The sequence below is a fragment of the Variovorax sp. MPBD4-3 genome (assembly GCF_058809745.1).
The window spans coordinates 114,327-136,744 of sequence record NZ_JBXASW010000003.1 but is presented as its reverse complement, the minus strand read 5'-3'; the positions used below and the strand labels follow the sequence as shown (position 1 = coordinate 136,744).

At 68.3% G+C, this 22,418-nt stretch carries 18 protein-coding genes; 4 read left to right on the top strand and 14 right to left on the bottom strand.

The window, feature by feature from the left end:
• The first annotated feature begins 9 nt into the window (after positions 1–9).
• The 3 genes from kynU to AC1RVW_RS02660 all read left to right on the top strand — a co-directional run bounded on the left by kynU (position 10) and on the right by AC1RVW_RS02660 (position 3,486).
• A complete protein-coding gene (gene kynU / locus AC1RVW_RS02670) occupies positions 10–1,287 on the top strand; it encodes a kynureninase (protein WP_493197855.1) in 1,278 nt (425 codons plus the stop codon).
• Complete coding sequence (kynA, locus tag AC1RVW_RS02665) at positions 1,284–2,132, top strand: tryptophan 2,3-dioxygenase (RefSeq protein WP_106935270.1); 849 nt, start codon at positions 1,284–1,286, stop codon at positions 2,130–2,132. Before kynU ends, kynA begins: the two co-directional genes overlap by 4 nt.
• 103 nt (positions 2,133–2,235) lie before the next feature.
• Positions 2,236–3,486: an SMI1/KNR4 family protein gene (locus tag AC1RVW_RS02660; RefSeq protein ID WP_493197852.1), complete on the top strand. Its 1,251-nt coding sequence runs from the start codon at positions 2,236–2,238 to the stop codon at positions 3,484–3,486.
• Positions 3,487–3,496: 10 nt separating this feature from the next.
• Here AC1RVW_RS02660 and AC1RVW_RS02655 read toward each other — a convergent pair whose 3' ends face one another.
• The 11 genes from AC1RVW_RS02655 to AC1RVW_RS02605 form a co-directional block, all read right to left on the bottom strand.
• Complete coding sequence (locus AC1RVW_RS02655; protein ID WP_493197850.1) at positions 3,497–4,681, bottom strand: FAD-dependent monooxygenase; 1,185 nt, start codon at positions 4,679–4,681, stop codon at positions 3,497–3,499.
• A 5-nt stretch (positions 4,682–4,686) separates the two neighbouring features.
• Positions 4,687–4,977 (bottom strand): DUF6587 family protein, encoded by a 291-nt coding sequence (locus AC1RVW_RS02650; RefSeq protein ID WP_493197848.1) that lies wholly within the window; start codon positions 4,975–4,977, stop codon positions 4,687–4,689.
• A gap of 129 nt (positions 4,978–5,106) precedes the next feature.
• Positions 5,107–7,002: a ferrous iron transporter B gene (gene feoB, locus AC1RVW_RS02645; RefSeq protein ID WP_285412087.1), complete on the bottom strand. Its 1,896-nt coding sequence runs from the start codon at positions 7,000–7,002 to the stop codon at positions 5,107–5,109.
• The gene (locus AC1RVW_RS02640; RefSeq protein ID WP_081270644.1) at positions 6,995–7,294 is read right to left on the bottom strand and encodes a FeoA family protein; all 300 of its coding nucleotides are present in this window, start codon (positions 7,292–7,294) and stop codon (positions 6,995–6,997) included. Before AC1RVW_RS02640 ends, feoB begins: the two co-directional genes overlap by 8 nt.
• Positions 7,295–7,498: 204 nt before the next feature.
• Positions 7,499–8,335, bottom strand: coding sequence for an iron uptake system protein EfeO (efeO, locus tag AC1RVW_RS02635; protein ID WP_106935274.1), 837 nt, complete (start codon positions 8,333–8,335; stop codon positions 7,499–7,501).
• A 52-nt stretch (positions 8,336–8,387) separates the two neighbouring features.
• Entirely contained in the window at positions 8,388–9,713 is a 1,326-nt protein-coding gene (efeB, locus tag AC1RVW_RS02630) for an iron uptake transporter deferrochelatase/peroxidase subunit (protein WP_493197845.1), read from the bottom strand.
• 19 nt (positions 9,714–9,732) lie between these two features.
• The gene (gene efeO / locus AC1RVW_RS02625) at positions 9,733–10,923 is read right to left on the bottom strand and encodes an iron uptake system protein EfeO (RefSeq protein ID WP_409195063.1); all 1,191 of its coding nucleotides are present in this window, start codon (positions 10,921–10,923) and stop codon (positions 9,733–9,735) included.
• 8 nt (positions 10,924–10,931) lie between these two features.
• Positions 10,932–11,768, bottom strand: a complete 837-nt coding sequence (gene efeU, locus AC1RVW_RS02620; protein WP_493197842.1) for an iron uptake transporter permease EfeU — start codon at positions 11,766–11,768, stop codon at positions 10,932–10,934.
• Positions 11,769–11,881: 113 nt separating this feature from the next.
• A complete protein-coding gene (locus AC1RVW_RS02615; protein ID WP_493197840.1) occupies positions 11,882–12,346 on the bottom strand; it encodes a metallophosphoesterase family protein in 465 nt (154 codons plus the stop codon).
• Positions 12,347–12,350: 4 nt separating this feature from the next.
• Positions 12,351–15,218, bottom strand: a complete 2,868-nt coding sequence (locus AC1RVW_RS02610) for an aconitate hydratase (protein WP_493197838.1) — start codon at positions 15,216–15,218, stop codon at positions 12,351–12,353.
• A gap of 113 nt (positions 15,219–15,331) precedes the next feature.
• A complete protein-coding gene (locus AC1RVW_RS02605) occupies positions 15,332–15,745 on the bottom strand; it encodes a hypothetical protein (protein WP_493197836.1) in 414 nt (137 codons plus the stop codon).
• 120 nt (positions 15,746–15,865) lie between these two features.
• On the opposite strand from AC1RVW_RS02605, the gene AC1RVW_RS02600 reads away from it, so the two are divergent.
• Positions 15,866–16,729: a helix-turn-helix domain-containing protein gene (locus tag AC1RVW_RS02600; protein ID WP_493197834.1), complete on the top strand. Its 864-nt coding sequence runs from the start codon at positions 15,866–15,868 to the stop codon at positions 16,727–16,729.
• Here the strand turns inward: AC1RVW_RS02600 and AC1RVW_RS02595 are convergent.
• The 3 genes from AC1RVW_RS02595 to AC1RVW_RS02585 all read right to left on the bottom strand — a co-directional run bounded on the left by AC1RVW_RS02595 (position 16,617) and on the right by AC1RVW_RS02585 (position 22,410).
• Positions 16,617–18,893 carry an acyl-CoA dehydrogenase gene (locus AC1RVW_RS02595; RefSeq protein WP_493197832.1) on the bottom strand — a complete coding sequence of 759 codons (2,277 nt, stop codon included), beginning with the start codon at positions 18,891–18,893 and terminating at the stop codon, positions 16,617–16,619. The genes AC1RVW_RS02600 and AC1RVW_RS02595 overlap by 113 nt on opposite strands.
• Positions 18,894–19,171: 278 nt before the next feature.
• Positions 19,172–21,757 carry a bifunctional aconitate hydratase 2/2-methylisocitrate dehydratase gene (locus AC1RVW_RS02590; protein ID WP_081270653.1) on the bottom strand — a complete coding sequence of 862 codons (2,586 nt, stop codon included), beginning with the start codon at positions 21,755–21,757 and terminating at the stop codon, positions 19,172–19,174.
• 80 nt (positions 21,758–21,837) lie between these two features.
• The gene (locus tag AC1RVW_RS02585) at positions 21,838–22,410 is read right to left on the bottom strand and encodes a hypothetical protein (RefSeq protein WP_106935283.1); all 573 of its coding nucleotides are present in this window, start codon (positions 22,408–22,410) and stop codon (positions 21,838–21,840) included.
• Between the last annotated feature and the right edge of the window lie 8 nt (positions 22,411–22,418).

The window sequence follows — 22,418 nt, the reverse complement described above, 5'->3', positions numbered from 1 at the left end:
ACCTCCACCATGACGACACTTGCAGACTGCCGCGCGCTCGACGCGCAAGACCCGCTGCGCGCCCTGCGCGACCAATTCATCGTGCCCGAGGGCGTGCTCTACCTCGACGGCAACTCGCTCGGCGTGATGCCCAAGGCCGCGCCCGCGCGCATCGCCGAAGTGGTGACCAAGGAATGGGGCGAAGGCCTCATCCGCTCCTGGAACACCGCGAGCTGGTTCGACCTGCCGCAGCGCCTGGGCGACAAGGTGGCCCGCCTGATCGGCGCCGCGCCCGGCGAAGTGGTGTGCACCGACAGCACCTCGGTCAACCTCTACAAGGTGCTGTTCGCTGCCCTTTCACAGCAGAAGGACAGCGGCCGCAAGCTGGTGGTGAGCGAGCGCAGCAACTTCCCGACCGACCTCTACATCGCCGAGTCGCTGTGCCGTGAGCGCGGCTTCACGCTCAAGCTGATCGACGCAAGCGAATTGCCCGGCGTGCTGACCGACGAAGTGGCCGTGCTGATGCTCACGCACGTCAACTACCGCACCGGTGCCATGCACGACATGAAGGCCGTCACCGCCGCCGCGCATGCCGTGGGCGCGCTCACGGTGTGGGACCTCGCGCACAGCGCGGGCGCCGTGCCGGTTGCGCTGAACGACAGCAACGCCGACTACGCCATCGGCTGCGGCTACAAGTACCTCAACGGCGGCCCCGGCGCGCCGGCCTTCGCCTGGGTGCACACGAAGCACGCGGGCGCATTCGAGCAGCCGCTGTCCGGCTGGTGGGGCCACGCGGCGCCCTTCGAGTTCACGCCCCAATACCGCCCTGCCCCGGGCGTGGGCCGCTACCTGTGCGGCACGCAGCCGATCATCGCGCTGGCCGGGCTCGAATGCGGGCTCGACACCGTGCTCGCGGCCGAGTCGTTCAACGGCGACCACGGCGCGATGGCCGCGCTGCGCACCAAGTCGCTCGCGCTGACCGACATGTTCATCAGGCTGGTCGAGGAACGCTGCGCCGGCCACGGCCTCTCGCTGGTCACGCCGCGCGACCATGCCCAGCGCGGCTCGCAGGTCTGCCTCAGTCGCGAGGAAGGCGCCTACGCCATCGTGCAGGCGCTGATCGCGCGCGGCGTCATCGGCGACTACCGCGCCGGCGACTCGCAGATGCCCGACATCCTGCGCTTCGGCTTCACGCCGCTGTACATCGGCTTCGAGGACGTGTGGAACTCGGTCGAGCATCTGGTGCAGGTGCTCGAGACCGGCGAGTGGCGACGCCCTGAATTCAACCGCAAGAGCGCAGTGACATGAGCACCGAACACAGCCCCGAGCGCATCGTCCACGAAGAAAAGGCGCAGCTGGACTTCAGCAAGTCCATGAGCTACGGCGACTACCTGCACCTCGACGAGATCCTCAACGCGCAGCATCCGCTCTCGCCCGCGCACGACGAGATGCTGTTCATCGTGCAGCACCAGACCAGCGAGCTCTGGATGAAGCTCATGCTGCACGAGCTGCGCGCCGCCACCGCCTGCATCGCCGAAGAAAAGCTGGCCGACGCCTTCAAGATGCTGGCCCGCGTGAGCCGCATCATGGAACAGCTGGTGAGCGCGTGGACCGTGCTCTCGACCATGACGCCGCCCGAATACACGGCGATGCGCCCCTACCTCGCCAACTCCAGCGGCTTCCAGAGCGCACAGTACCGCTGCATCGAGTTCGCGCTCGGCAACAAGAACGCCGCCATGCTCAAGCCGCACGCGCACCGCGCCGACCTGCTCGCGCAGGTGGACGCGGCCTACCGCGCGCCTTCCCTGTACGACGAGTCGCTGCGCCTGCTCGCGCGCCACGGCCTGCCCGTGCCCGCCGACCGGCTGGAGCGCGACTGGACGCAGCCCTACGAAATGAGCGACGGCGTGGAGGCGGCATGGCTCACCGTCTACCGCAATCCGCACGACCACTGGGACCTGTACCAGCTCGGCGAGAAGCTCACCGACCTCGAAGACGCCTTCCGCCTCTGGCGCTTCCGCCATGTGACGACGGTCGAGCGCGTGATCGGTTTCAAGCGCGGCACCGGTGGCACCGGCGGCGTGAGCTACCTTCGCAAGATGCTCGACGTGGTGCTGTTCCCGGAGATCTGGAAGCTGCGCACGGACCTCTAGATCTGCAGCCTCGCCGTGCAAACGCCCTCACGAGGCTGGGGTGGTCCGGATTGTTCCTTCGGCGCAACACGCTACAGTTTTGGAAACAACGGAGGCCACCGCCATGCACGACATCCGGTTCACACCCGAAGAGCTTTCCACCCTGCGCGAACACGGCGTCGTGCTGTTCGCCAACCGCGTGATCTTCGACGCGCAGCCGCCGATGCCCCAGGCACGGATTGCCGCCGTGCAGTCGCTGTGCGCGGGGCCGATCCCCGGCGGACTGCTCGCGCTGTGGGAAGTCACCGCGGGCGGGCGGCTCGACTACGACCTGTCGCTCGAGATGAACGGCAACCTCGAAGGCATCAGCTGGACCGAGCTGTTCTGGAACGGCAGCGACGGCTATCACGACCTGCAGGGCTGGATCAACCACGAACTGGAACTGGCGCAGGAAGCCGCCGAAGAAAGCGGCGAACCATGGAGCGGCAAGCTCACGCACCTGCCCTTCGGCGGCTTCGAATACACCGACCGCATCTACGCGGTGGTCGAGCCCGGCGCCGAGCACGGCCAGATCGTCGCCTGGAAGAAGGGCCTGCCGCCGGCCTGGACGCATGCGCTGCATGAAGACAGCGTGAACACCGTCGCCTCCGACCTGATGGGCGCCTTCGCTGCGCTGCACCTGGACGAAGACCCGCTGGCCCCCACGAGCGACTATTTCGCGGGGCAGACGCTGCTCGAGTACCTGGACGACCGGCACGAGGAACACGGGCTCGACCTCGACCTGATGGACAAGCTGGTCGCCTTCTATTCGCGCGCCGTGGTCGACTGGCGCACGCCGCTGGCCGAAGGCACGCTGCGCCACAAGCCATCGCTCGCACGCGTGGCGCTGCGCCACGCCATCGCGACGGACGACGCCGACATGGTCGCCCAGCTCGCCGCTGCGGGCGTGGGCTTCGACGGGCCGCTGCAAGGCAGTGCGCTTGCGGTCGATGTCGCGGTCGGGAATGGCGCCTTCGCCGCTGCGGCGGCGCTGGTGCGTGCCGGTGCGCCGGTGCCTGCGGACGCGCTGGGCAGCATCGACGGGCAGATCTCGCCCGAACTCACGGCCGCGCTGCTGGCCAACGGTGCGGAGCCCGACGTGGCGGCCATCGTGAAGTGCGCGGCCTGCGGTGCGCCCGCGAGCGCGCACCTGATCGCCGAAGCCTGCGAGCGGGCAGGCATCGACGTGGCACCGGCCTTCGTCGCGGACCGCGATGCGATGCTGCTGGAACTGGAGACCACGCTGGCGCAGATGCAGGTCGGCAAGCTCGGCCACTACCTGGGGCAGGAAGGAATCGCCGAGCGCATCGAGCACCTGCAGGCGTTCCGGCTCTAGGGCTCCAGGGCTACCCGCCGTAGAGCCAGGGCTGGTCGAGCAGCTTCGCGCCCAGCAGGCGCATTGCCATGTCGCGGCCCAGCCGCACCGCGCCGGTCGCGTGGAAGATTTCGCCGTTGCGGCGCGCCCTGGCCTGCACCTGCGCATTGCGCGCCCAGCGCGCCTCGGCATAGCGCGCGAAGGCCGCCGGCACCTCCTCCGCGTTGCCCTCGCCCAGCGCATCGGCCAGCGCCAGCGCATCTTCGATGGCCATGCCCGCGCCCTGCGCGAGGTAGGGAACCATCGGATGCGCGGCGTCGCCCACCAGCGCGACGCGTTCGTGCGCCATGTCGGCTGCGCAGGTCATGGGCGCCCGGTCGCCGAGCGACCATGCGCGCCAGGCTGGCATGGCGTCGAGCAGCGACTGCAGGGCGCCGCAGCTGCGGCCCATGGCCTGCCTGAGCGCGGCGATGCTGCTGGCCTGGTCCCAGTCGCGAGCGTCGCCCGCGGGCGCCGATTCGGCGATCACGACCACGTTGAGCCAGTCGCCGCCGCGCACCGGATACGCCACCGCATGCAGGCGCGGCCCCAGCCACACGTCGACCTGCCTGCGGCGCAGCGCAGCGGGAAGCTTCGCCTGCTCGATCATCGAGCGCCATGCCGTGTGGCCGGTGACGCGGGGCGGCTCCGCGGCCGACGGGGTGTCGAGCTGGCGCCGCACCAGGCTCCAGAGGCCGTCGGCGCCGACGATCGCCTCGCCTTCCCAGGCGCGCGCGTCGGTGCTCGACACGCAGACCAGGTCGTCGCTGGTCTCGACCTGCGTGATGCGCGCGGCGGTGACGAGCGTGCCGGTGCCGCGCGCACGCACGGCGTCGAGCAGCAGGCCGTGAAGGTCGGCACGGTGCACGCAGAAGTAAGGGGCGCCGTAGCGCTGCTGCATGGCGTCGCCGAGCGGCATGCGGGCCAGGTCGGAGCCGCTGTCGGCGCTGTGGACCACGAGCGCATCGGGCCGCGCCGCGATGGCCGCGAGCCCCGGCCCCAGGTCCAGCTGCTGGAGGCGCCGCGTGGCGTTGGGGCCGAGCTGCACGCCGGCGCCGATTTCGCCGAAGACGGCGGCCTGCTCGAAAACGTCGGCCCGGTGCCGATGCCGGGAAAGCGCCAGCGCGGTAGCCAGCCCCCCGATGCCGCCCCCGGCGACGAGGATGTGCGCGGGCATCGGTCTCAGCGGCTTCGCGTGGACGGGCGGGTGGTGGTGGCCTGGTCGGCTTCCGTGGGTTTGAGGGGAGTCTTGGGAGCGCAGCTTCCGCAGCTGTCGCACGAGCCGCAGCCCGATGTCCTGGCGAGCGATGCGGCCAGTTCCCTGGCGCGCTCTTCGTCGACCCAGCCCGCGCGATGCGTGCCGGCCGCGAGCTTCTGCGCGGCACCGCGCCGCCAGCCTGCGGGCATCCAGCGCCAGACCGCGTAGAACGCGGCGGCTGCGACGATGAATCCGACGATCAGTTGTTGCGTCATATCTCGAATACTCCAGTCCCCAAGCCTACTCCAGGAATACCGCGGAACCGGCTTTGCCGGGCCGCAGGTATTGCCCCTGCAAGGGGGTTGGCGGCCACACGAAGTGGGCAAGCCTGGGGGTTTGCTTTTTTACCCTGCTCCGAGTGCCACCGCAACGCGGTAGGTGATGAAACAGGCCATATAGGCAAGCGCGAAAAGGTACCCGGCCATGATCCACACGTACTTCCACGAGCCGGTCTCGCGCTTCACCGCGGCGAGCGTCGAAATGCACTGCGGCGCGAACACGTACCAGACCAGCAGCGACAGCGCGGTCGCCAGCGACCAGCTGCCCGCGATCAGCGGTTCCAGCTGGCCCGCCACGTCGTCGCCCGTGGCCGACAGCGCGTACACCGTGCCCAGCGCGCCCACGGCGACTTCGCGCGCGGCCATGCCCGGCACCAGCGCGATCGAGATCTGCCAGTTGAAGCCGATGGGCGCGAAGATGTGCTCCAGCCCGCGGCCGATCATGCCGGCCAGGCTGTACTGGATGGCCGGTCCGGTCGCGCCTTCTGGCGGCGACGGGAAGGTCGAGAGAAACCACAGCAGGATGGTCAGCGTGAGGATGATCGTGCCCACGCGCTGCAGGAAGATCCATGCGCGCTCGTACAGGCCCAGCGCCAGGTTGCGCGGGTTGGGCCAGCGGTAGGCGGGCAGCTCCATCATCAGCGGCGAATGCGCGGTGTTGTCGCGGAAGCGCTTCATCACCCACGCCACGGCCATGGCCGAGACGATGCCGAACACATACAGCGCGAACAGCACCACGCCCTGCAGGTTGAACACCCCGCCCACGGTGCGCGCCGGAATGAAGGCCGCGATGAGCAGCGCATACACCGGCAGCCGCGCCGAACAGGTCATGAGCGGCGCGATCATGATGGTGGTGATGCGGTCGCGCCAGTTGCTGATGGTGCGCGTGGCCATCACGCCCGGAATGGCGCAGGCGAAGCTCGACAGCAGCGGAATGAACGAGCGGCCCGACAGGCCCACGGTGCCCATCACGCGGTCGAGCAGGAAGGCCGCGCGCGGCAGGTAGCCGGAGTCTTCGAGCGCGAGGATGAACAGGAAAAGAATCAGGATCTGCGGCAGGAAGACGATGACGCCGCCCACGCCCGCGATCACGCCGTCGACCAGCAGGCTCTGCAGCATGCCCTCGCCCATGTGCGCCTTGATGAGGCCGCCGAGCGCCTCGGTGCCGGCCTTGATGGCGTCCATCGGCACGTTGGCCCAGCTGAACACCGCCTGGAACATCAGGAACATGGTGACGGCCAGCACCAGCATGCCCCACACGGGGTGCAGCACCAGGCGGTCGATGCGGTCGCTGGTGGCGAGGCTGCCGACCGGCTCTTTCACCGTGAGGCCGAGGATGCGGCGCACCTCGCGCTGCGTGGCCAGCACGTCGTCCAGGCCAGGCGCCTGCCAGGGCTGCGGCGCGGCGGCGGCCACGGGCGCGTCGAGCGCCTCGAGCAGGCCCTGCGCGCCGCCGGTGTGCACGCCGACAGTCTCGATGACCGGCACACCCAGCTCGCGCGAGAGCGCGGCCTTGTCGACCACGATGCCCTGCTTGCGGGCCATGTCGGTCATGTTGAGCGCCACCACCATCGGCAGGCCGAGCCTCCTGGCTTCGAGCACCAGGCGCAGGTTCAGCCGCAGGTTGGTGGCGTCGGTAACGCACACCAGCAGGTCGGGCAGGGCTTCCTTGCTCTGGCCGGTGACGATGTCTCGGGTCACGGCCTCGTCGGCGCTCAGCGCATTCAGGCTGTAGGCGCCCGGCAGGTCGAGCACGAACACGCGCCTGCCCGAGGGCGTGCGCAGCGTGCCTTCCTTGCGCTCGACGGTCACGCCGGCGTAGTTGGCCACCTTCTGGCGGCTGCCGGTGAGCAGGTTGAACAGCGCGGTCTTGCCGCAGTTGGGATTGCCCAGCAAGGCGATGCGGCCCGGCTGCGCGGTGGGCGCAAAGCCGCCGGGGCCCTGGATGACGGCCTCAACCATGGTTGGCAGCTCCCGGCGTCACGTGGATGAGCGCGGCTTCGTGGCGGCGCAGCGCGAAGGTGGTGTGCCCCAGCCGTACGGCCAGCGGCTCGCGCCCGGGAATGCCGCTGGCCACGATGCGCACCGCTTCGCCCGGCACGAAGCCGATTTCGGTCAGGCGCAACACGAGTTCGCGGTCATCCGCGCTCTCGGGGCGCGCCACGTCGATCACGGTGGCCCACTGGTTGTCGGGAAGCTGGTCGAGGTGCAGGACGGCGGATGCCGGCGCTGCGCCGTTGTCTTTGGTGTGCACGGTGAGAGGGCGCCCTGAATATCGGCGCGCCAAGTAAGCAATACCCGAATGCTATCAATTCTCACTCGCGCAAACCTGACCACCCTTCAAAAAGGCGGGGTGCAGCCCAGAAACACCGCGGAACTGGCTATGCCAGGCCGCAGGTGTTGCCCCCGGTAGGGGGAAGGCGAAGCGACACGAAGTGCGCGCAGCCTGGGGGCGAGCCTAGTTCAGCCCGAGCATGCCGCGCAGCTTGGACAGGTCTTCGGCCAGCGTATTGACGCGGCCCGCCAGCAGCTTGCGGTCACGCTCGGTGAGCTTCGAATAGGTTTCGAAGCCGCCGTCGGCCGTCCTGTACTTGGCCAGCGTGTCGAACACCACCTTGAAATTGGCGTCGGTCTTGTCCGAGAAGGCCTTGTTTTCCTTCACGACCAGCGGGCGCAGCAGTTCGACGATCTTGAAAGCGCCCTCGAAATTCGACTGGAAGTCCCACAGGTCGGTGTGGCTGTAGCGGTTTTCCTCGCCGGAGATCTTGGTCGCGGCCACTTCTTCCATCAGCACCGCGGCGCCGCCCACCACCTTCTCGGGCGGGAAAGTCAGCGCACCCAGGCGCTTCTGCAGCTCGAGCACGTCGGCCAGCAGCTTGTCGGCCACCGGGTTGAGCTCCTTGGTGTTCTTCTGCACCCACAGGCCGTATTCGATGCGGTGGAAGCCGCCGAAGGCCGGGTCTTTCTCGGCCTTTTCGTGGTCGTCGGCGCGCGAGTCGATCGCCTTGTCGAGGTCGTTGAAAAGCTCGGCCACCGGCTCGATGCGCTCGTAGCTGGTGCGCGTGGGCGCATACAGCTTCTTCGCCTTCTCGATGTCGCCGGCCTTCACCGCGGCGGTGAAGGCGCGCGTGTCCGCGGCCAGCTTGCGCACGTTCTCGGCGACGTAGATCTTGTAGTCGGAGATCGGTCCGACCAGCTCGAGCGGCGACACGGCGGCCTGTGCGCCAAGGGCACAGAGCCCGGCGAAGCCTGCGACGAAAGTGGCGAGGAAGTGGCGGCGGAACTGCACGGTCATGGATCTCCTTGTTCTGGGCAGTGGTGAAAAAACTTGCGGCACCGATGCCGCCTCAGGCGGCCATCAGGCTGCGCCCCAGCCAGTCGTGCTCGTCCCGCACGCCCGGCAGCGTGAAGAAGAAGCCGCCGCCGATGGGCTTGATGTATTCCTCGAGCGGCTCGCCGTCCAGGCGCTTCTGCACCGCGATGAAGCCGTTCTCCAGGTTGGCCTGATAGCAGATGAACAGCAGCCCCATCTCGAGCTGGCCCGACTTGGTCACGCCGTTCGAATAATTGAAGGGCCGGCGCAGCATCAGGTTCTTGTCCGAGGCCTTGGTGCGCGGGTTCGCCAGCCGGATGTGCGCGTCCATCGGCGTGGCCTTGCCTTCGGGGTCCTTGGTGTAGTCGGGCACGTCGTGCTCGGTCTTGCCGCCGTCCATCGGCGCGCCGGTGGGCTTCAGGCGGCCCATGATGGCCTCTTGCTCCTGCAGCGGCGTGCGGTCCCAGCGCTCCACGAAGTTGCGGATGATGCGCACCGCCTGGTAGCTTCCGCCCACGGCCCAGGCGGGCTCGTCGCCGCCGGGCTGCACCCACACGATGCGGTCCATGAGCTTGTCGTCGGCCGAGTCGGGGTTGGCCGAGCCGTCCCTAAAGCCGAGGAAATTGCGCGCGCTCTCGGCCGGCTTGCCGGGCACCGCCGGAATGGGCGGCACGGTGCCTTCCTGCTTCCAGTGCAGCACCAGCAGGTCGGGCGTGTTCTTGATGATGTCGCGCAGCGCGTGGATGTTGGTGTCGGGCGTGTTGGCGCAGAACTGGATCGACAGGTCGCCGTGGCACAGCGCGGCGTCGAGCGCGTCGTTCGGGTGGCGCTGCATCTGGTTCAGCCGCAGGGGCTTTTTCTTCTCGAGGCCGAAGCGCTCGTCGAACAGCGAAGTGCCGACCGACACCGTCACCGTCAGCCCGTCGGGCTGCACCACCGGCCCGAGGATGCCGGAGCCCGCGGGCGGCAGCTTGGGGTCGGGGTCGGTCTGCGGGCCGCCCTGCGTGAGGAAGGCGATGCGCTCGGTGAGCGTGCGGAACAGCCGCTCCAGGTCGGCGCGGTTCTCGGCCAGCACGTAGAACGAAGCGATCATGCCGGCCGTAGGGCGCGGCGTGACGATGCCCGCCTGATGCCTGCCGCGGAAGGGCACGCGGTCTTGCGTGTGGGTGCTCTGCGGCGCGTCGGTCACTTGCGCGCCGCTGTCCGGCGAATTGGGCGGGCCCGAAGGCGCCGCGCCGGCACGGGCCGAGGCGGCCAAGCCCGCGAAGGCGACGCCGGCGGCGCCGAGCATGCGGCGGCGGTGCGGTGATTCGGGACGTCCCTCGGGCGGGACGGCTTCGTTGATCTTCGACTTTTCCATGGGGATGCCTGCTCTCACGTCATTCCAGGCCGAGCGCCGCGTTGACCTTGCCGAGTTCCTCGGCCAGCGCGCGCACGGGTTCGGCCAGTGCCTTTCTTTGCGCCTCGTCCAGCGGCGCGGGCTTGAAGCCCTCGCCATCGCGGTACGGGGCCAGCGCGGCGTCGAAGGCCGCGAAGCGCTCGTCCACGCTCTTCTGCAGCGCGGGCGCCGCCTTCACTAGCAGCGGCTGCAGCAGCTCGGCAATCTTCTTCGTGCCTTCGTAGGTGCCTTGCAGGTTGGCGGCTTCGGCGTGGCCGTAGTGGTCTTCGCCGCCGGCCGGCAGGTTGTCGGCCACGCGGCGCAGCAGCTTGGAGGCCGAGCCCGCGAGCCGCTCCGGCGGCATGTTGAGGCCGCGCAGGCGCTCCTTGAGGGTGCCGATGTCGCCCGCGAGCTTCTCGACCATGGGCGCGAGGCCCTTCACGTCGTTCTGGCTGTACAGCGCGTACTCGATGCGATGGAAACCGGTGAAGCCGGGGTCGGCCTCGCGCTTCTCGAAGTAGTCGGCGCGTGCGTTGATGCGGGTGTCGAGGTCGGCGAACAGCTCGGCCATCGGCTCGATGCGCTTGTAGGCCTGGTGCGCCGGCGTGTAGAGCGCCCTCGCCTGCTGCAGGTCGCCGGCCTTGACCGCGTCGGACAGCGCGCCCACGGCGTCTTCGAGCGAGCCCGCCTCCAGCCGCAGGAAGGTCTGGTATTCGGCCAGCGCACCGACGTAGTTAACCAGCGACGGCCGCGCCGCTTCGGCATCGGATGCGGCCGAAGGCGTGACGCGCAGCTTGCCGCGTGGGTTGCTGAGCAGGCCGCAGGTGATGGCGAACTCGCCCGGCTGCAGCTTGACCGTCATGGTCTGCGAGAAGCCGGGCGCGATGTTCTCGCGCTCTTCCACCACCATCACGCCGTCGAGAATTTCCCACTCGAGCGCGCGGTTCGACTTGTTGACGATGGTGAAGGTGGTGCGCCCCGCGGGCACGGTGATCTCGTTGGGGTCGCAGGCGTTGCCCTGGATCGTGACGGTGACGGCGTTGTCGGCCGCCTTGGGCGGCGCCTTGCGGGCCTCGTTCGAGGCATACCAGAAGGCCGCGAGGCCGGCGACCACCAGCAGCGCCGAGCCGGCCACCGCCGCGCGCATCAGTTTCGAGGTGGAGGGCTTGTTGTCGGAGGAAGAAGAAGACATTGCGGGTCTCAGCGGGCGACGGCCGCGCGTGGCGCCGGCGCGGGGGCCGGACGCAGGAAGAAGAACAGGGCGACGGCCAGGAAGGCCAGGTAGACGATGACCTCGCCCACCACGGGGGCGGCCTGGTAGCCCAGCAGGCCCGAGAGCACGGCGCCCACGGGGCTGTCCATCGGCAGCTTGTCGCTCATGTCGAACACCACCGTCTGCAGGTGGTTCCACACGCCGCCTTCATGCAGCTTGCGCAGGACGCCGGCCAGCAGACCGGCTGCCACCAGCAGGATGAACAGGCCGGTGAAGCGGAAGAAGCGGCGCAGGTCGAGCCGCACGCCACCCGAATAGAGACCCCAGCCAACGACCACCGACACCGCGATGCCGGCCAGCGCGCCCACGGGCGCTTCCCAGCCGCTGCTCTGCTGGAACACTGCCAGCAGGAAGAACACCGACTCCAGCCCTTCCCGCGCCACCGCGAGAAACACCATGCCGATCAGCGCCCAGCCCTGGCCGTCGGCACCCTTGGCGAGCGCGCTGTCGATGGAGGCCTGCAGCTCGCCCTTGATCGAGCGCGCCGCCTTGCGCATCCAGAACACCATCGACGTCAGCATGACCACCGCGATGAGCCCGACCACGCCTTCGAACAGCTCCTGCTGCTTCTGCGGAAACTCCGCCGCGAGCAATTGCAGGCCCGCGCCCGCGAACAGCGAGAGCGCGGCGGCCAGCAGCACGCCGACCCACACCGCGGGCATCAGCGCGCCGCGTCCGCTTTGCTTGAGGTAGCTGGCAACGATGCCGACGATCAGCGCGGCTTCGATGCCTTCGCGCAGCATGATGAGAAAGGGAATGAGCATCGGCTTCTGGATTCAGGGCATGGAGAGCCCAGGAGCCAACGAGCATACCGCATCAAATAAGATCCATTCTCATTTGATGGCTTTGATTACCGAATGGTAATGAAAGCGATGTGTCAGGCGCCGATTTCGTGGATGCGAGCGGTGACCGCGCCGCCGTCGATCCGCAATTCAGCCACGGCAATGGGCAGCTTGAAGCGGCGCGGCCCCGCGCTGCCCGGATTGACGTACAGCACGCCGCCCCGCTCCTCGATCTTCGGCTTGTGCGAATGGCCCGAGACGACCACGCGCACGCCGGCCGCCGCCGGATCGATGCCGAGCTGCGACAGATCGTGGATCGCATACAGCTGCACGCCGCCGAGCTCGACGAGTTCGGTTTCCGCGATGCCGTCGGCCCAGGCTTCGCGGTCGTTGTTGCCGCGTACCACCGTCAGCGGTGCCAGTTCGCGCAGCGCATCGAGGATGCCCGGATCGCCGATGTCGCCGCCATGCACGATGTAGTCGCAGCCCCGGAGGGCCGCGACGGCCTGCGCACGCAGCAGGCCATGGGTGTCGGAGATGAGCCCGACCCGCGTTACCACCGCATCAGGCCGACAGCAGCTGCCGCAGCACGAACGGCAGGATGCCGCCGTGCTTGTAGTAGTCGACCTCGATCGGCGTGTCGATGCGCAGGCGCACCGTCACCTCCTGGTGCGTGCCGTCGGGGCGGTGAACAACCAGCTTCACGTCCATCTGCGGCTTGAGTTCGCTGCCGATCACCACGTCGATCTTCTCGTCGCCCGTGAGGCCCAGCGTCTGCCAGGAATCGGCGCCGCGGAACTGCAGCGGCAGCACGCCCATGCCGACCAGGTTGGCGCGGTGGATGCGCTCGAAGCTGCGCGCCACCACGGCCTTGATGCCCAGAAGCTGCGTGCCCTTGGCGGCCCAGTCGCGCGACGAGCCGGTGCCGTACTCTTCGCCGCCGAACACCACGGTGGGCACGCCCTGCTCCATGTACTTCATGGCGGCGTCGTAGATGAACATCTTCTCGTTGCCGGGCTGGAACCGCGTGACGCCGCCCTCTTCCTGCGTGCCGTTGGCGTCCGGCGGAATCATCAGGTTCTTGATGCGCACGTTGGCGAAAGTGCCGCGCATCATCACGTCATGGTTGCCGCGGCGCGAGCCGTAGCTGTTGAAGTCGGCCTTGGCCACGCCGTTTGCCTTCAGCCAGATGCCCGCGGGCGAGCTTTCCTTGATCGAGCCGGCCGGCGAGATGTGGTCGGTGGTGATCGAGTCGCCGAACAGCGCCATGATGCGCGCGCCCTTGAAGCCCGCGTCCGACGCGTGCGGCTTCATCTTGAAGCCCTCGAAGAACGGCGGCTCGGCAATGTAGGTGGACTTGGGCCAGTCGTAGACCTGGCCGTTGGTGCCCTTGATGCTCGTCCAGAACTTGCCCGGATCGGTCTTCACCTTGTCGTAGTTCGCGCGGAACGACTTGGCGTTCATGGCATGGCGCAGGTTGTCGTCGATTTCCTTCGGCGTGGGCCAGATGTCGCCCAGGTAGACGTCCTTGCCGCCCTTGCCCTTGCCCACGGGCTGGGTCATCAGGTCGGTCATGACGTTGCCGGCGATGGCGAAGGCCACCACCAGCGGCGGCGAGGCCAGGAAGTTGGCCTTCAGGTTCGGATGGATGCGCGCCTCGAAATTGCGGTTGCCCGACAGAACGGCCGCGCCGATCAGGTCGTTCTTGGTGATGGCTTCGTTGATCTCGGGCGTGAGGTCGCCGGCGTTGCCGATGCAGGTGGTGCAGCCGTAGCCGGCGAGGTAGAAGCCCAGCTTCTCCAGGTACGGCAGCAGGCCGGCCTTCTCGAGGTATTCGGTCACGATGCGCGAGCCGGGGGCCAGCGAGGTCTTGATGTGCGGTTTGACGGTTAGGCCGGCTTCCACCGCCTTCTTGGCCAGCAGGCCGGCGGCCAGCATCACGCTCGGGTTGGACGTGTTGGTGCACGAGGTGATGGCGGCGATCAGCACGTCGCCGTTGCCGATGGTCACTTCGCCCTTGGGCGCCGAAGGGGCGGTGGCGCTCACGTGCGCGGCGGCCTTGGTGGAGCGGTTTGCCACCATCTCGACCACGTCGAGCGGCGCGCCCGCGGGCGGCGACGCCGCCTCGTCATCGCTGCCCTTGCCGGCAGCCACCAGCGGATAGCGCACCTTGAGCTTGTCCGCCGGCTGGTTGAAGCCGTTGGCGTCGTTGGGCTTGCTGTAAAGCTCCGAGAACTTGGTGGACAGGTGGCCCAGGTCGATGCGGTCCTGGGGACGCTTCGGGCCGGCAAGGCTGGGCGACACGGTGCCGAGGTCCAGTCGCACAACCTTGGTGTAGTCGATGTCGCCCGGGGCAGGCATGCCGAACAGGCCCTGCGCCTTGTAGTAGGCCTCGAAGCGCTCGACCTCTTCCTTGGTGCGGCCGGTGCCTTCGAAGTAGGCCACGGTCATTTCGTCGACCGGGAAGAAGCCCATGGTCGCGCCGTATTCGGGCGCCATGTTGCCGATGGTCGCGCGGTCGGGCACGGCGATGGATGCGGCGCCGGGACCGAAGAATTCCACGAACTTGCCCACCACCTTCTCGGCGCGCAGGATGGCGGTGACGTACAGCACCAGGTCGGTGGCGGTGACGCCTTCGCGCAGCTTGCCGGTGAGCTCGAAGCCCACCACGTCGGGCGTCAGCATGTAGACCGGCTGGCCCAGCATGGCGGCCTCGGCCTCGATGCCGCCCACGCCCCAGCCGACCACGCCGATGCCGTTGATCATGGTGGTGTGGCTGTCGGTGCCCACCAGCGAGTCGGGGTAGTAGGTGGGCTTGTCGCCGTCGTCGTACGGGCTCTTGTAGACGCCGCGCGCAAAGTACTCCAGGTTCACCTGGTGCACGATGCCGAAGCCCGGCGGCACCACGCGGAAGGTGTCGAAGGCCTGCATGCCCCACTTCATGAACTGGTAGCGCTCGTTGTTGCGCTGGAATTCCAGCTTCATGTTCAGGTCGAGCGCCTTGGGCGTGCCGTAGTAGTCGACCATCACCGAGTGGTCGACCACCAGGTCGACGGGCACCAGCGGCTCGATGGTCTTGGGCGACTTGCCCAGCTTGGCGGCCACGCTGCGCATGGCGGCCAGGTCGGCCAGCAGCGGCACGCCGGTGAAGTCCTGCAGCACCACGCGGGTGACGACGAAGGGAATTTCGTCGGTGCGCTCGGCGTTGGGCGCCCAGTGGGCCAGCTCTTCGACGTGCTTGGCCGACACCTTCTGTCCGTCGCAATTGCGCAGCACCGATTCGAGCACGATGCGAATGGAAACCGGCAGGCGGTCGACGGTCGGGTATTGCTTGGCCAGCTCCTTCAGGGACCAGTACTTGCCGGACTTGCCGGATGCTGTCTTGAAGGTCTTGAGGGTGGACGCAAAGGCATGCGCCGGTGCTTTGGCCATAGAGGACTCCTGTTGGTTCGTGGAAGCCTCTCAAAGATAGCAGGGATCGATGTCAGTGGCTGTAGTCGGGGGACTCGGCTCGCCCCCGCTTTTCCGAATGGGCAGCCGGCATTTCAGGCCATGGCCATTCGCGCACCGCTGCGCGTGCGGCGCAGGCCGGTCCATTGCAGTTCGGCCAGCACGACCACGCAGGCCGCCTGGGCCAGCACCCATGCCATGCCCAGCGCACTGACCGCGAACACGCCGCTCACCAGCAGTGCGATGCAGGCCGCGGCCCAGCCGAAATTGCCCGCGACGACAAGGCCGATCAACCCGCGCGGCGGCGTGCTGCGGCTGGCCATGAAGGCGGCCATTGCCGCATAGGCCAGCAGGAAGACGCCCGTGCCCATGAGCAGCGGCGCCGGCAGGCCGGTCAGCCGCGCCAGCGCGTCGGTGAAGGCCACCTGCAGCGCGCCGGTCGCGGCGCACGAGGCGGCATCGGCCCACATCACGTTGGGCAGGAAACGGGGGGATGCGAAGACGGACATGCGGTTCTCCTTGGTGTAGTACCGGGGTGGTACGGCGCCAATGATCCCGGCGGCGGCGCACCGCGTCGATGACCTCCGAGGTCATGGCGCCGCGCCACCAGCGCGCCAGAATGCGGCTCCATGAACTCCATCCGCTCCCATTCGTCCAAGGCCGACCGCCCCGGCGCGCGCGACCCGTTCGGCGTCCATCTGCGGCACTGGCGCACCCACCGCCGCCTGAGCCAGCTCGACCTGGCCCAGGAAGCCGAAGTCTCGACCCGCCATCTGAGCTACGTGGAAACCGGCCGCGCCGCCCCCAGCCGAGAAATGGTGCTGCGGCTGGCCGAACGGCTGAAGGTGCCGCTGCGCGAGCGCAATGCGCTGCTGGTGGCGGCGGGCTTCGCGCCGATGTACCGGCAGCGCTCGCTCGACGACCCGGCCATGGCCTCCGCGCGCCGCGCCATCGACCTGGTGCTGAAGGGACACGAGCCCTTTCCCGCGCTGGCCGTGGACCGCCACTGGAACCTGGTCGCGCACAACGCGCTGGTGCCGCTGCTGATGGAAGGCGCCGCGCCCGAACTGCTGAAGCGGCCCATCAACGTGCTGCGGCTGAGCCTGCACCCCGACGGCGTGGCACCGCGCATCGCCAACCTCGCGCAGTGGCGCACCCACTTGCTCGAGCGGCTCCAGCAGCAGATCGCGGCCACCGGCGACGCGGTGCTGCAGTCGCTGCACGACGAACTCGCGGCCTACCCGCCGCCCGCCGTGAGCCACGACGCCCCGGCGCTCGACACCGCGCTGTCGGCGGTGGCGGTGCCCTTCCAGGTCGTCATGCCGAGCGGCGTGCTGAGCTTCATCAGCACCATCACGATCTTCGGCACGCCGGTCGACGTCACATTGCAGGAACTCGCGGTGGAGTCGTTCTTTCCGGCCGATGAGCAGACGGCTGCGGCGCTGGTTGCATTGGCGGCGCAGCTGGCGCAGTCCACGCCGCAGGCGGATTGAGATCGGCCCTGCCGTCCGCGCCGCGCGGCGGGCCTTCGAAGTCGTCCACCTGGATGACCTTGTCGGCGGCCTTCAGGTAGGCGAGAGCCAGTTCGGGATCCGGCGCCGAACTGGCCGCCTCTTCCAGCGAATTCGTGCGGCGCAGCACCTTGTTGAGCGCGGCGGTGGTGTCGCCGAGCTGCACCGAAAGCTCCATCGCATGCATCAGGTCGCGCAGGCCGCCGGGCGCGGGCTCGCTGAGGTCGGGCGCCAGGCGCTCGATGATGCGCGGGTTCTTGCGCAGCAGGTCGGCCAGTGCGATCAGCTGCACATCGCGCAACGGCGCCAGGTGCGCGGTGCGGCGCAGCACCATCGCGCCGATCACGCGCCGGCCGGCGGTCGGCAGGTTGGCGTAAAGGTCGCGCAATATCTTGCCGGCCTCGTCGAGCTGCATCCGGATTGCGGCCTGCGCGAACGGCAGCAGCTCGGGCGCCCCGTCGACGCGGTAGCGCCAGATGCACGCGCTGGCCAGGTACAGGTGCGCGAGCACGTCGCCGAGCCTTGCCGACAGCAGCTCCATGCGCTTGAGCTTGCCGCCGAGCATGCCCATTGCAAGGTCGGCGGTGAGCGCGTACTTGGCGCTCATGCGCGCGACCAGCCGTGCCTCCGGCAGCAGGTCTTCGGGCGGCTGGCCCAGCACCGGCGCGCCGAACAGGCTGTGCCACAGGTTGACGGCCACGTGCCTGCCGTGCGCCATCAGCGCCTTGCCCAGCGCGGTTTCGTCGCCCGCCTGCACGGCGGCCATTTCGTCGAGCACGTGCGGGTGGCAGCGCACCGCGCCCTGCCCGAACACGATGAGCGCGCGCGTGAGGATGTTCGCGCCCTCCACCGTGATCGCGATCGGCGCCTGCCGGTAAGCCACGCCGAGCAGGTTCGAAGGGCCCGAGATGATGCCCTTGCCGCCGAGGATGTCCATGCCGTGGTTCACCGCGCGCCGCCCCGCCTCGGTCAGCTGCACCTTGAGAATGGCGCTGGCCACGCTGGGCCGTTCACCCTTGTCGAGCGCCGCCGCGGTGTAGCGGCGTGCCGCGTCGGTCGCATAGAGCTCGGCGGACATCTGCGCCACCAGCCCCGCCACCGCATGGAACTTGCCGACCGGCATGCCGAACTGCTCGCGGATCTGGCCGTAGCCGTTGCTCACGTAGAGCGCGGTCTGCTGCATCGCCGAGCCCAGCGCCGGCAGCGAGATGGCGCGGCCCGCGGCCAGGCACTCCATCAGCATGCGCCAGCCCTGCCCGACCTGCTTCTCGCCGCCGATGATCCAGTCCATCGGCACGAACACCTGCCGGCCGTGGATCGGGCCGTTCATGAAGGCGCTGTCCATCGGCCGGTGGCGCCGGCCGATCTCCATGCCCTCGTGCGGCACGGGAATCAGCGCGCAGGTGATGCCCAGCTCGCGCTGGCCCTCGGGCCGGCTCTCGTCAACGGCATGAAAAGCCAGCCCGACCACGGTGGCCACCGGCGCGAGCGTGATGTAGCGCTTGTCGAAATCGACCAGGAAGCCGCGCGTCATGCGGCCTTCGAACTCGCGCTCGATCACCACGCCACGATCGGGAATCGACGCCGCGTCAGACCCCGCGTAGGGCGAGGTCAGGCCGAAGCACGGCAGCTCGCGGCCATCCGCGAGGCGCGGCAGGTAGTGGTCCTTCTGCGCATCGGTGCCGTAGCGCAGCAGCAGTTCGGCCGGGCCGAGCGAGTTGGGCACCATGACCGTGACAGCCGTGGCGGTGTTGACGGTGGCAATGCGCGTCACCACGGTGGCGTGCGCGAAGTGGCTGAAGCCGAGGCCGCCGAACTCCTCGGGAATGATCATTCCGAAGAAGCGCTTCTCTCGAAGGAAGCGCCACACCTCGGGCGGCAGGTCGCGCGCCTGGTCGATGGCGTGGTCGTCCAGCATGTGGCACAGCGTGCGCACCTCGTTGTCCAGAAAGGCCTGTTCGCGTTCGGTGAGCCGGTTCGGCCCCATGGCCGAGAGCGCGTCGAAATCGGGCCGCCCCGCGAACAACTGGCCCTCGAAGCCGACGGTGCCGGCCTCCAGCGCGGCCCGCTCGGTGTCTCCGAGCGGCGGCAGCGCCTTCGAGAATGGCTTCATGGCCCATCGGCCGATCAGTGTCGCCAGCGGCATGGTGCGTCTCCTTCCGCGACGAACGCGCGCGGATTGACACGATTCTTGAGGCTTGTAACGGGCCGCGCGGGCCGGCCAAGTGCGAAGCCGTGTGTCGGAGACGGTCGCGCCTGGGCCGATCAGCAAGAGCATCGGTCCCATCGACCAGCACGTCATGGCCGCGGCTGCCCTGCACCGCGATTACTTCCGCTTTCCGCCGATGCGCCCATGAATGGAGCGCGCAAGAAAAAGCCCCGGCTGGCGGGGCTTCTTCAGTGGCGCGGGCCGAGCCGCGGAGATCAGGCCGTGACCGAGTCCGCCACGCCCTTGTAGTCTTCGATCTTGTCGAAGTTCAGGTACTGGTAGATCTGCGCGCTGGAGGCGTCGAGCACGCCCGAAGCAGCCATGTATTCCTCGCGCGTCGGGATGCGGCCCAGGCGCGAGCAGATGGCGGCCAGTTCGGCCGAGCCGAGGTACACGTTGGTGTTCTTGCCCAGGCGGTTCGGGAAGTTGCGCGTGCTGGTCGACATGACCGTCGCGCCTTCGCGCACCTGTGCCTGGTTGCCCATGCACAGCGAGCAGCCCGGCATTTCGGTGCGGGCACCGGCATTGCCGAACACGCCGTAGTGGCCTTCTTCGGTGAGCTGCTGCGCGTCCATCTTGGTCGGCGGGGCGATCCACAGCTTGACCGGGATGTCGCGCTTGCCTTCGAGCAGCTTCGACGCGGCGCGGAAGTGGCCGATGTTGGTCATGCACGAACCGATGAACACTTCGTCGATCGCGGCACCGGCCACGTCGCTCAGCGTCTTCACGTCGTCAGGGTCGTTCGGGCACGCCACGATGGGCTCGTGGATCTCGGCCAGGTCGATCTCGATGACGGCGGCGTAGTCGGCGTCGTCGTCGCCCTTGAGCAGTTGCGGGTTCGCGAGCCAGGCTTCCTGCGCGGCGATGCGGCGCTGCAGCGTGCGAGCGTCGGCGTAGCCTTCGGCAATCATCCACTTCATCAGCGTGATGTTGCTGTTGATGTACTCGATGATCGGTTCCTTGTTCAGGTGCACCGTGCAGCCGGCGGCCGAGCGTTCGGCCGAGGCGTCGCTCAGCTCGAATGCCTGTTCCACCTTCAGGTCGGGCAGGCCTTCGATTTCGAGGATGCGGCCCGAGAAGATGTTCTTCTTGCCCTTCTTCTCGACCGTCAGCAGGCCGGACTTGATGGCATACAGCGGAATCGCGTTGACCAGGTCGCGCAGCGTGACGCCGGGCTGCATCTTGCCCTTGAAGCGCACGAGCACCGATTCGGGCATGTCCAGCGGCATCACGCCGGTGGCGGCCGCGAAGGCCACGAGGCCGGAGCCCGCGGGGAAGCTGATGCCGATGGGGAAGCGGGTGTGGCTGTCGCCGCCGGTGCCCACGGTGTCGGGCGTCAGCAGGCGGTTGAGCCAGCTGTGGATCACGCCGTCGCCCGGACGCAGGGACACGCCGCCGCGGTTGGCCATGAACTCGGGGAGTTCGTGGTGCATCTTGACGTCGACCTTCTTGGGGTACGCCGCCGTGTGGCAGAACGACTGCATGACGAGGTCGGCCGAGAAGCCCAGGCAGGCCAGGTCCTTCAGTTCGTCGCGCGTCATCGGGCCGGTGGTGTCCTGCGAGCCGACCGAGGTCATCTTGGGTTCGCAGTAGGTGCCCGGGCGAACGCCCTGGCCTTCGGGCAGGCCGCAGGCGCGGCCGACCATCTTCTGCGCGAGCGAGAAGCCCTTCTTGGTGTCCACAGGGCTTTGCGGCAGGCGGAACAGCGTGGAAACGGGCAGGCCCAGCGCTTCGCGCGCCTTGGCCGTCAGGCCGCGGCCGATGATCAGCGGAATGCGGCCGCCGGCGCGCACTTCGTCGAACAGCACGTCGCTCTTGACCTGGAATTCGGCGATGACCTTGCCGTCCTTCAGCGCCTTGCCTTCATAGGGGCGCAGCTCGACCACGTCGCCCATGTTCATCTGCGTGACGTCGAGTTCGATCGGCAGCGCGCCCGAGTCTTCCATCGTGTTGTAGAAGATGGGAGCGATCTTGCCGCCGAGGCAGACGCCGCCGAAGCGCTTGTTGGGCACGTAGGGAATGTCTTCGCCGGTGAACCACAGCACCGAGTTGGTGGCGCTCTTGCGCGACGAACCCGTGCCGACCACGTCGCCGGCGTAGGCCACGAGGTGGCCGCGCGCGCGCAGGTCTTCGATGAACTTCACCGGGCCGCGCTTGCCGTCTTCCTCGGGAACGATGCCGGGGCGCGCGTTCTTGTGCATCGCCAGGGCGTGCATCGGGATGTCGGGACGGGTCGTCGCATCGGGTGCGGGCGACAGGTCGTCGGTGTTGATTTCGCCAGCCACCTTGAAGATGCTGACGGTGATGCTCTCGGGCACTTCGGGGCGGCTGGTGAACCACTCGGCGTCGGCCCAGCTCTGCAGAACGCCCTTGGCGTTGGCGTTGCCCTTGTCGGCCTTTTCCTTGACGTCGTGGAACTGGTCGAACATCAGCAGGGTTTTCTTCAGGCCCTCTGCCGCCACGGCGCCCACTTCGGCGTCGTCGAGCAGGTCGATCATGGGGCTGATGTTGTAGCCGCCGAGCATGGTGCCGAGCAGTTCGGTCGCGCGGGCGCGCGAAATGAACTCGCTCTTCTCGGTGCCGTGCGCCACGGCCGCGAGGTAGCTCGCCTTGACCTTGGCCGCGTCGTCGACGCCGGCGGGCACGCGATAGGTGAGCAGGTCCAGCAGGAAGGCGCCGTCCTTGGCGTTCGCGCTCTTGAGGAGCTCGATCGCTTCAGAGGTCTGCTTCGCGCTCAGGGGCAGCGGCGGGATACCGAGCGCGGCGCGTTCGGCAACATGGTCAACGTAGGCTTGCAACATCTTCTTTTCTCCGGAAACTGGTCTTGCGGGAATGCGGTGCGGTCAAGCAAGAGCCGCACCGCACCCCGCGCTCGGTACGCTTACTTCTTCTCGCCGTCGGCGCCGTCGAACAGCGCCTTGGGTGGGTTCTTCTTCATTTCTGCGGCGAAGGCGACCTGGGCTTCGGTCTGGCATTCGTCGGCAAGGCGCAGGCCGGCCTTCTGGTTCATCAGCATCGACTTGTTGCCGAGCTGGAGCCACATGGCGCCGGCACGCGGGTCTTCGAGGCGGATGGCGCCGGTACGGCTTTCGACCGGGTGCATGCGGTACTTCGCGCCCTTGGTGCTGACGGTGAAGAAGCCGGGCTTCTTGTCGTCGGGCGTGACGGTCACGTCGGCGCCGAGTTCGCACTGGGCCTTGCCGATGGACACGCGCTGCGCCACGGCCAGGTCGGCCTCGGAGAGCGTCACGTCGGTGTCGGTGTTGATGGGCGTGACTTCCTCGACGGCCTTGGCGGCCTTGCGCGTGACCTGGTGCTTCTTGGCAGGGGCCTTCGCCGTGCTGGAGGAAGCTGCCTTGGCGGCGGGCTTTGCAGCCGGCTTGGCAGCGTCCTGGGCCATTGCGGCCAGGGGCAGAGCCAGTGCGACAGCTGCAATCAGGGCAATTTTCTTCATGTGTGGGT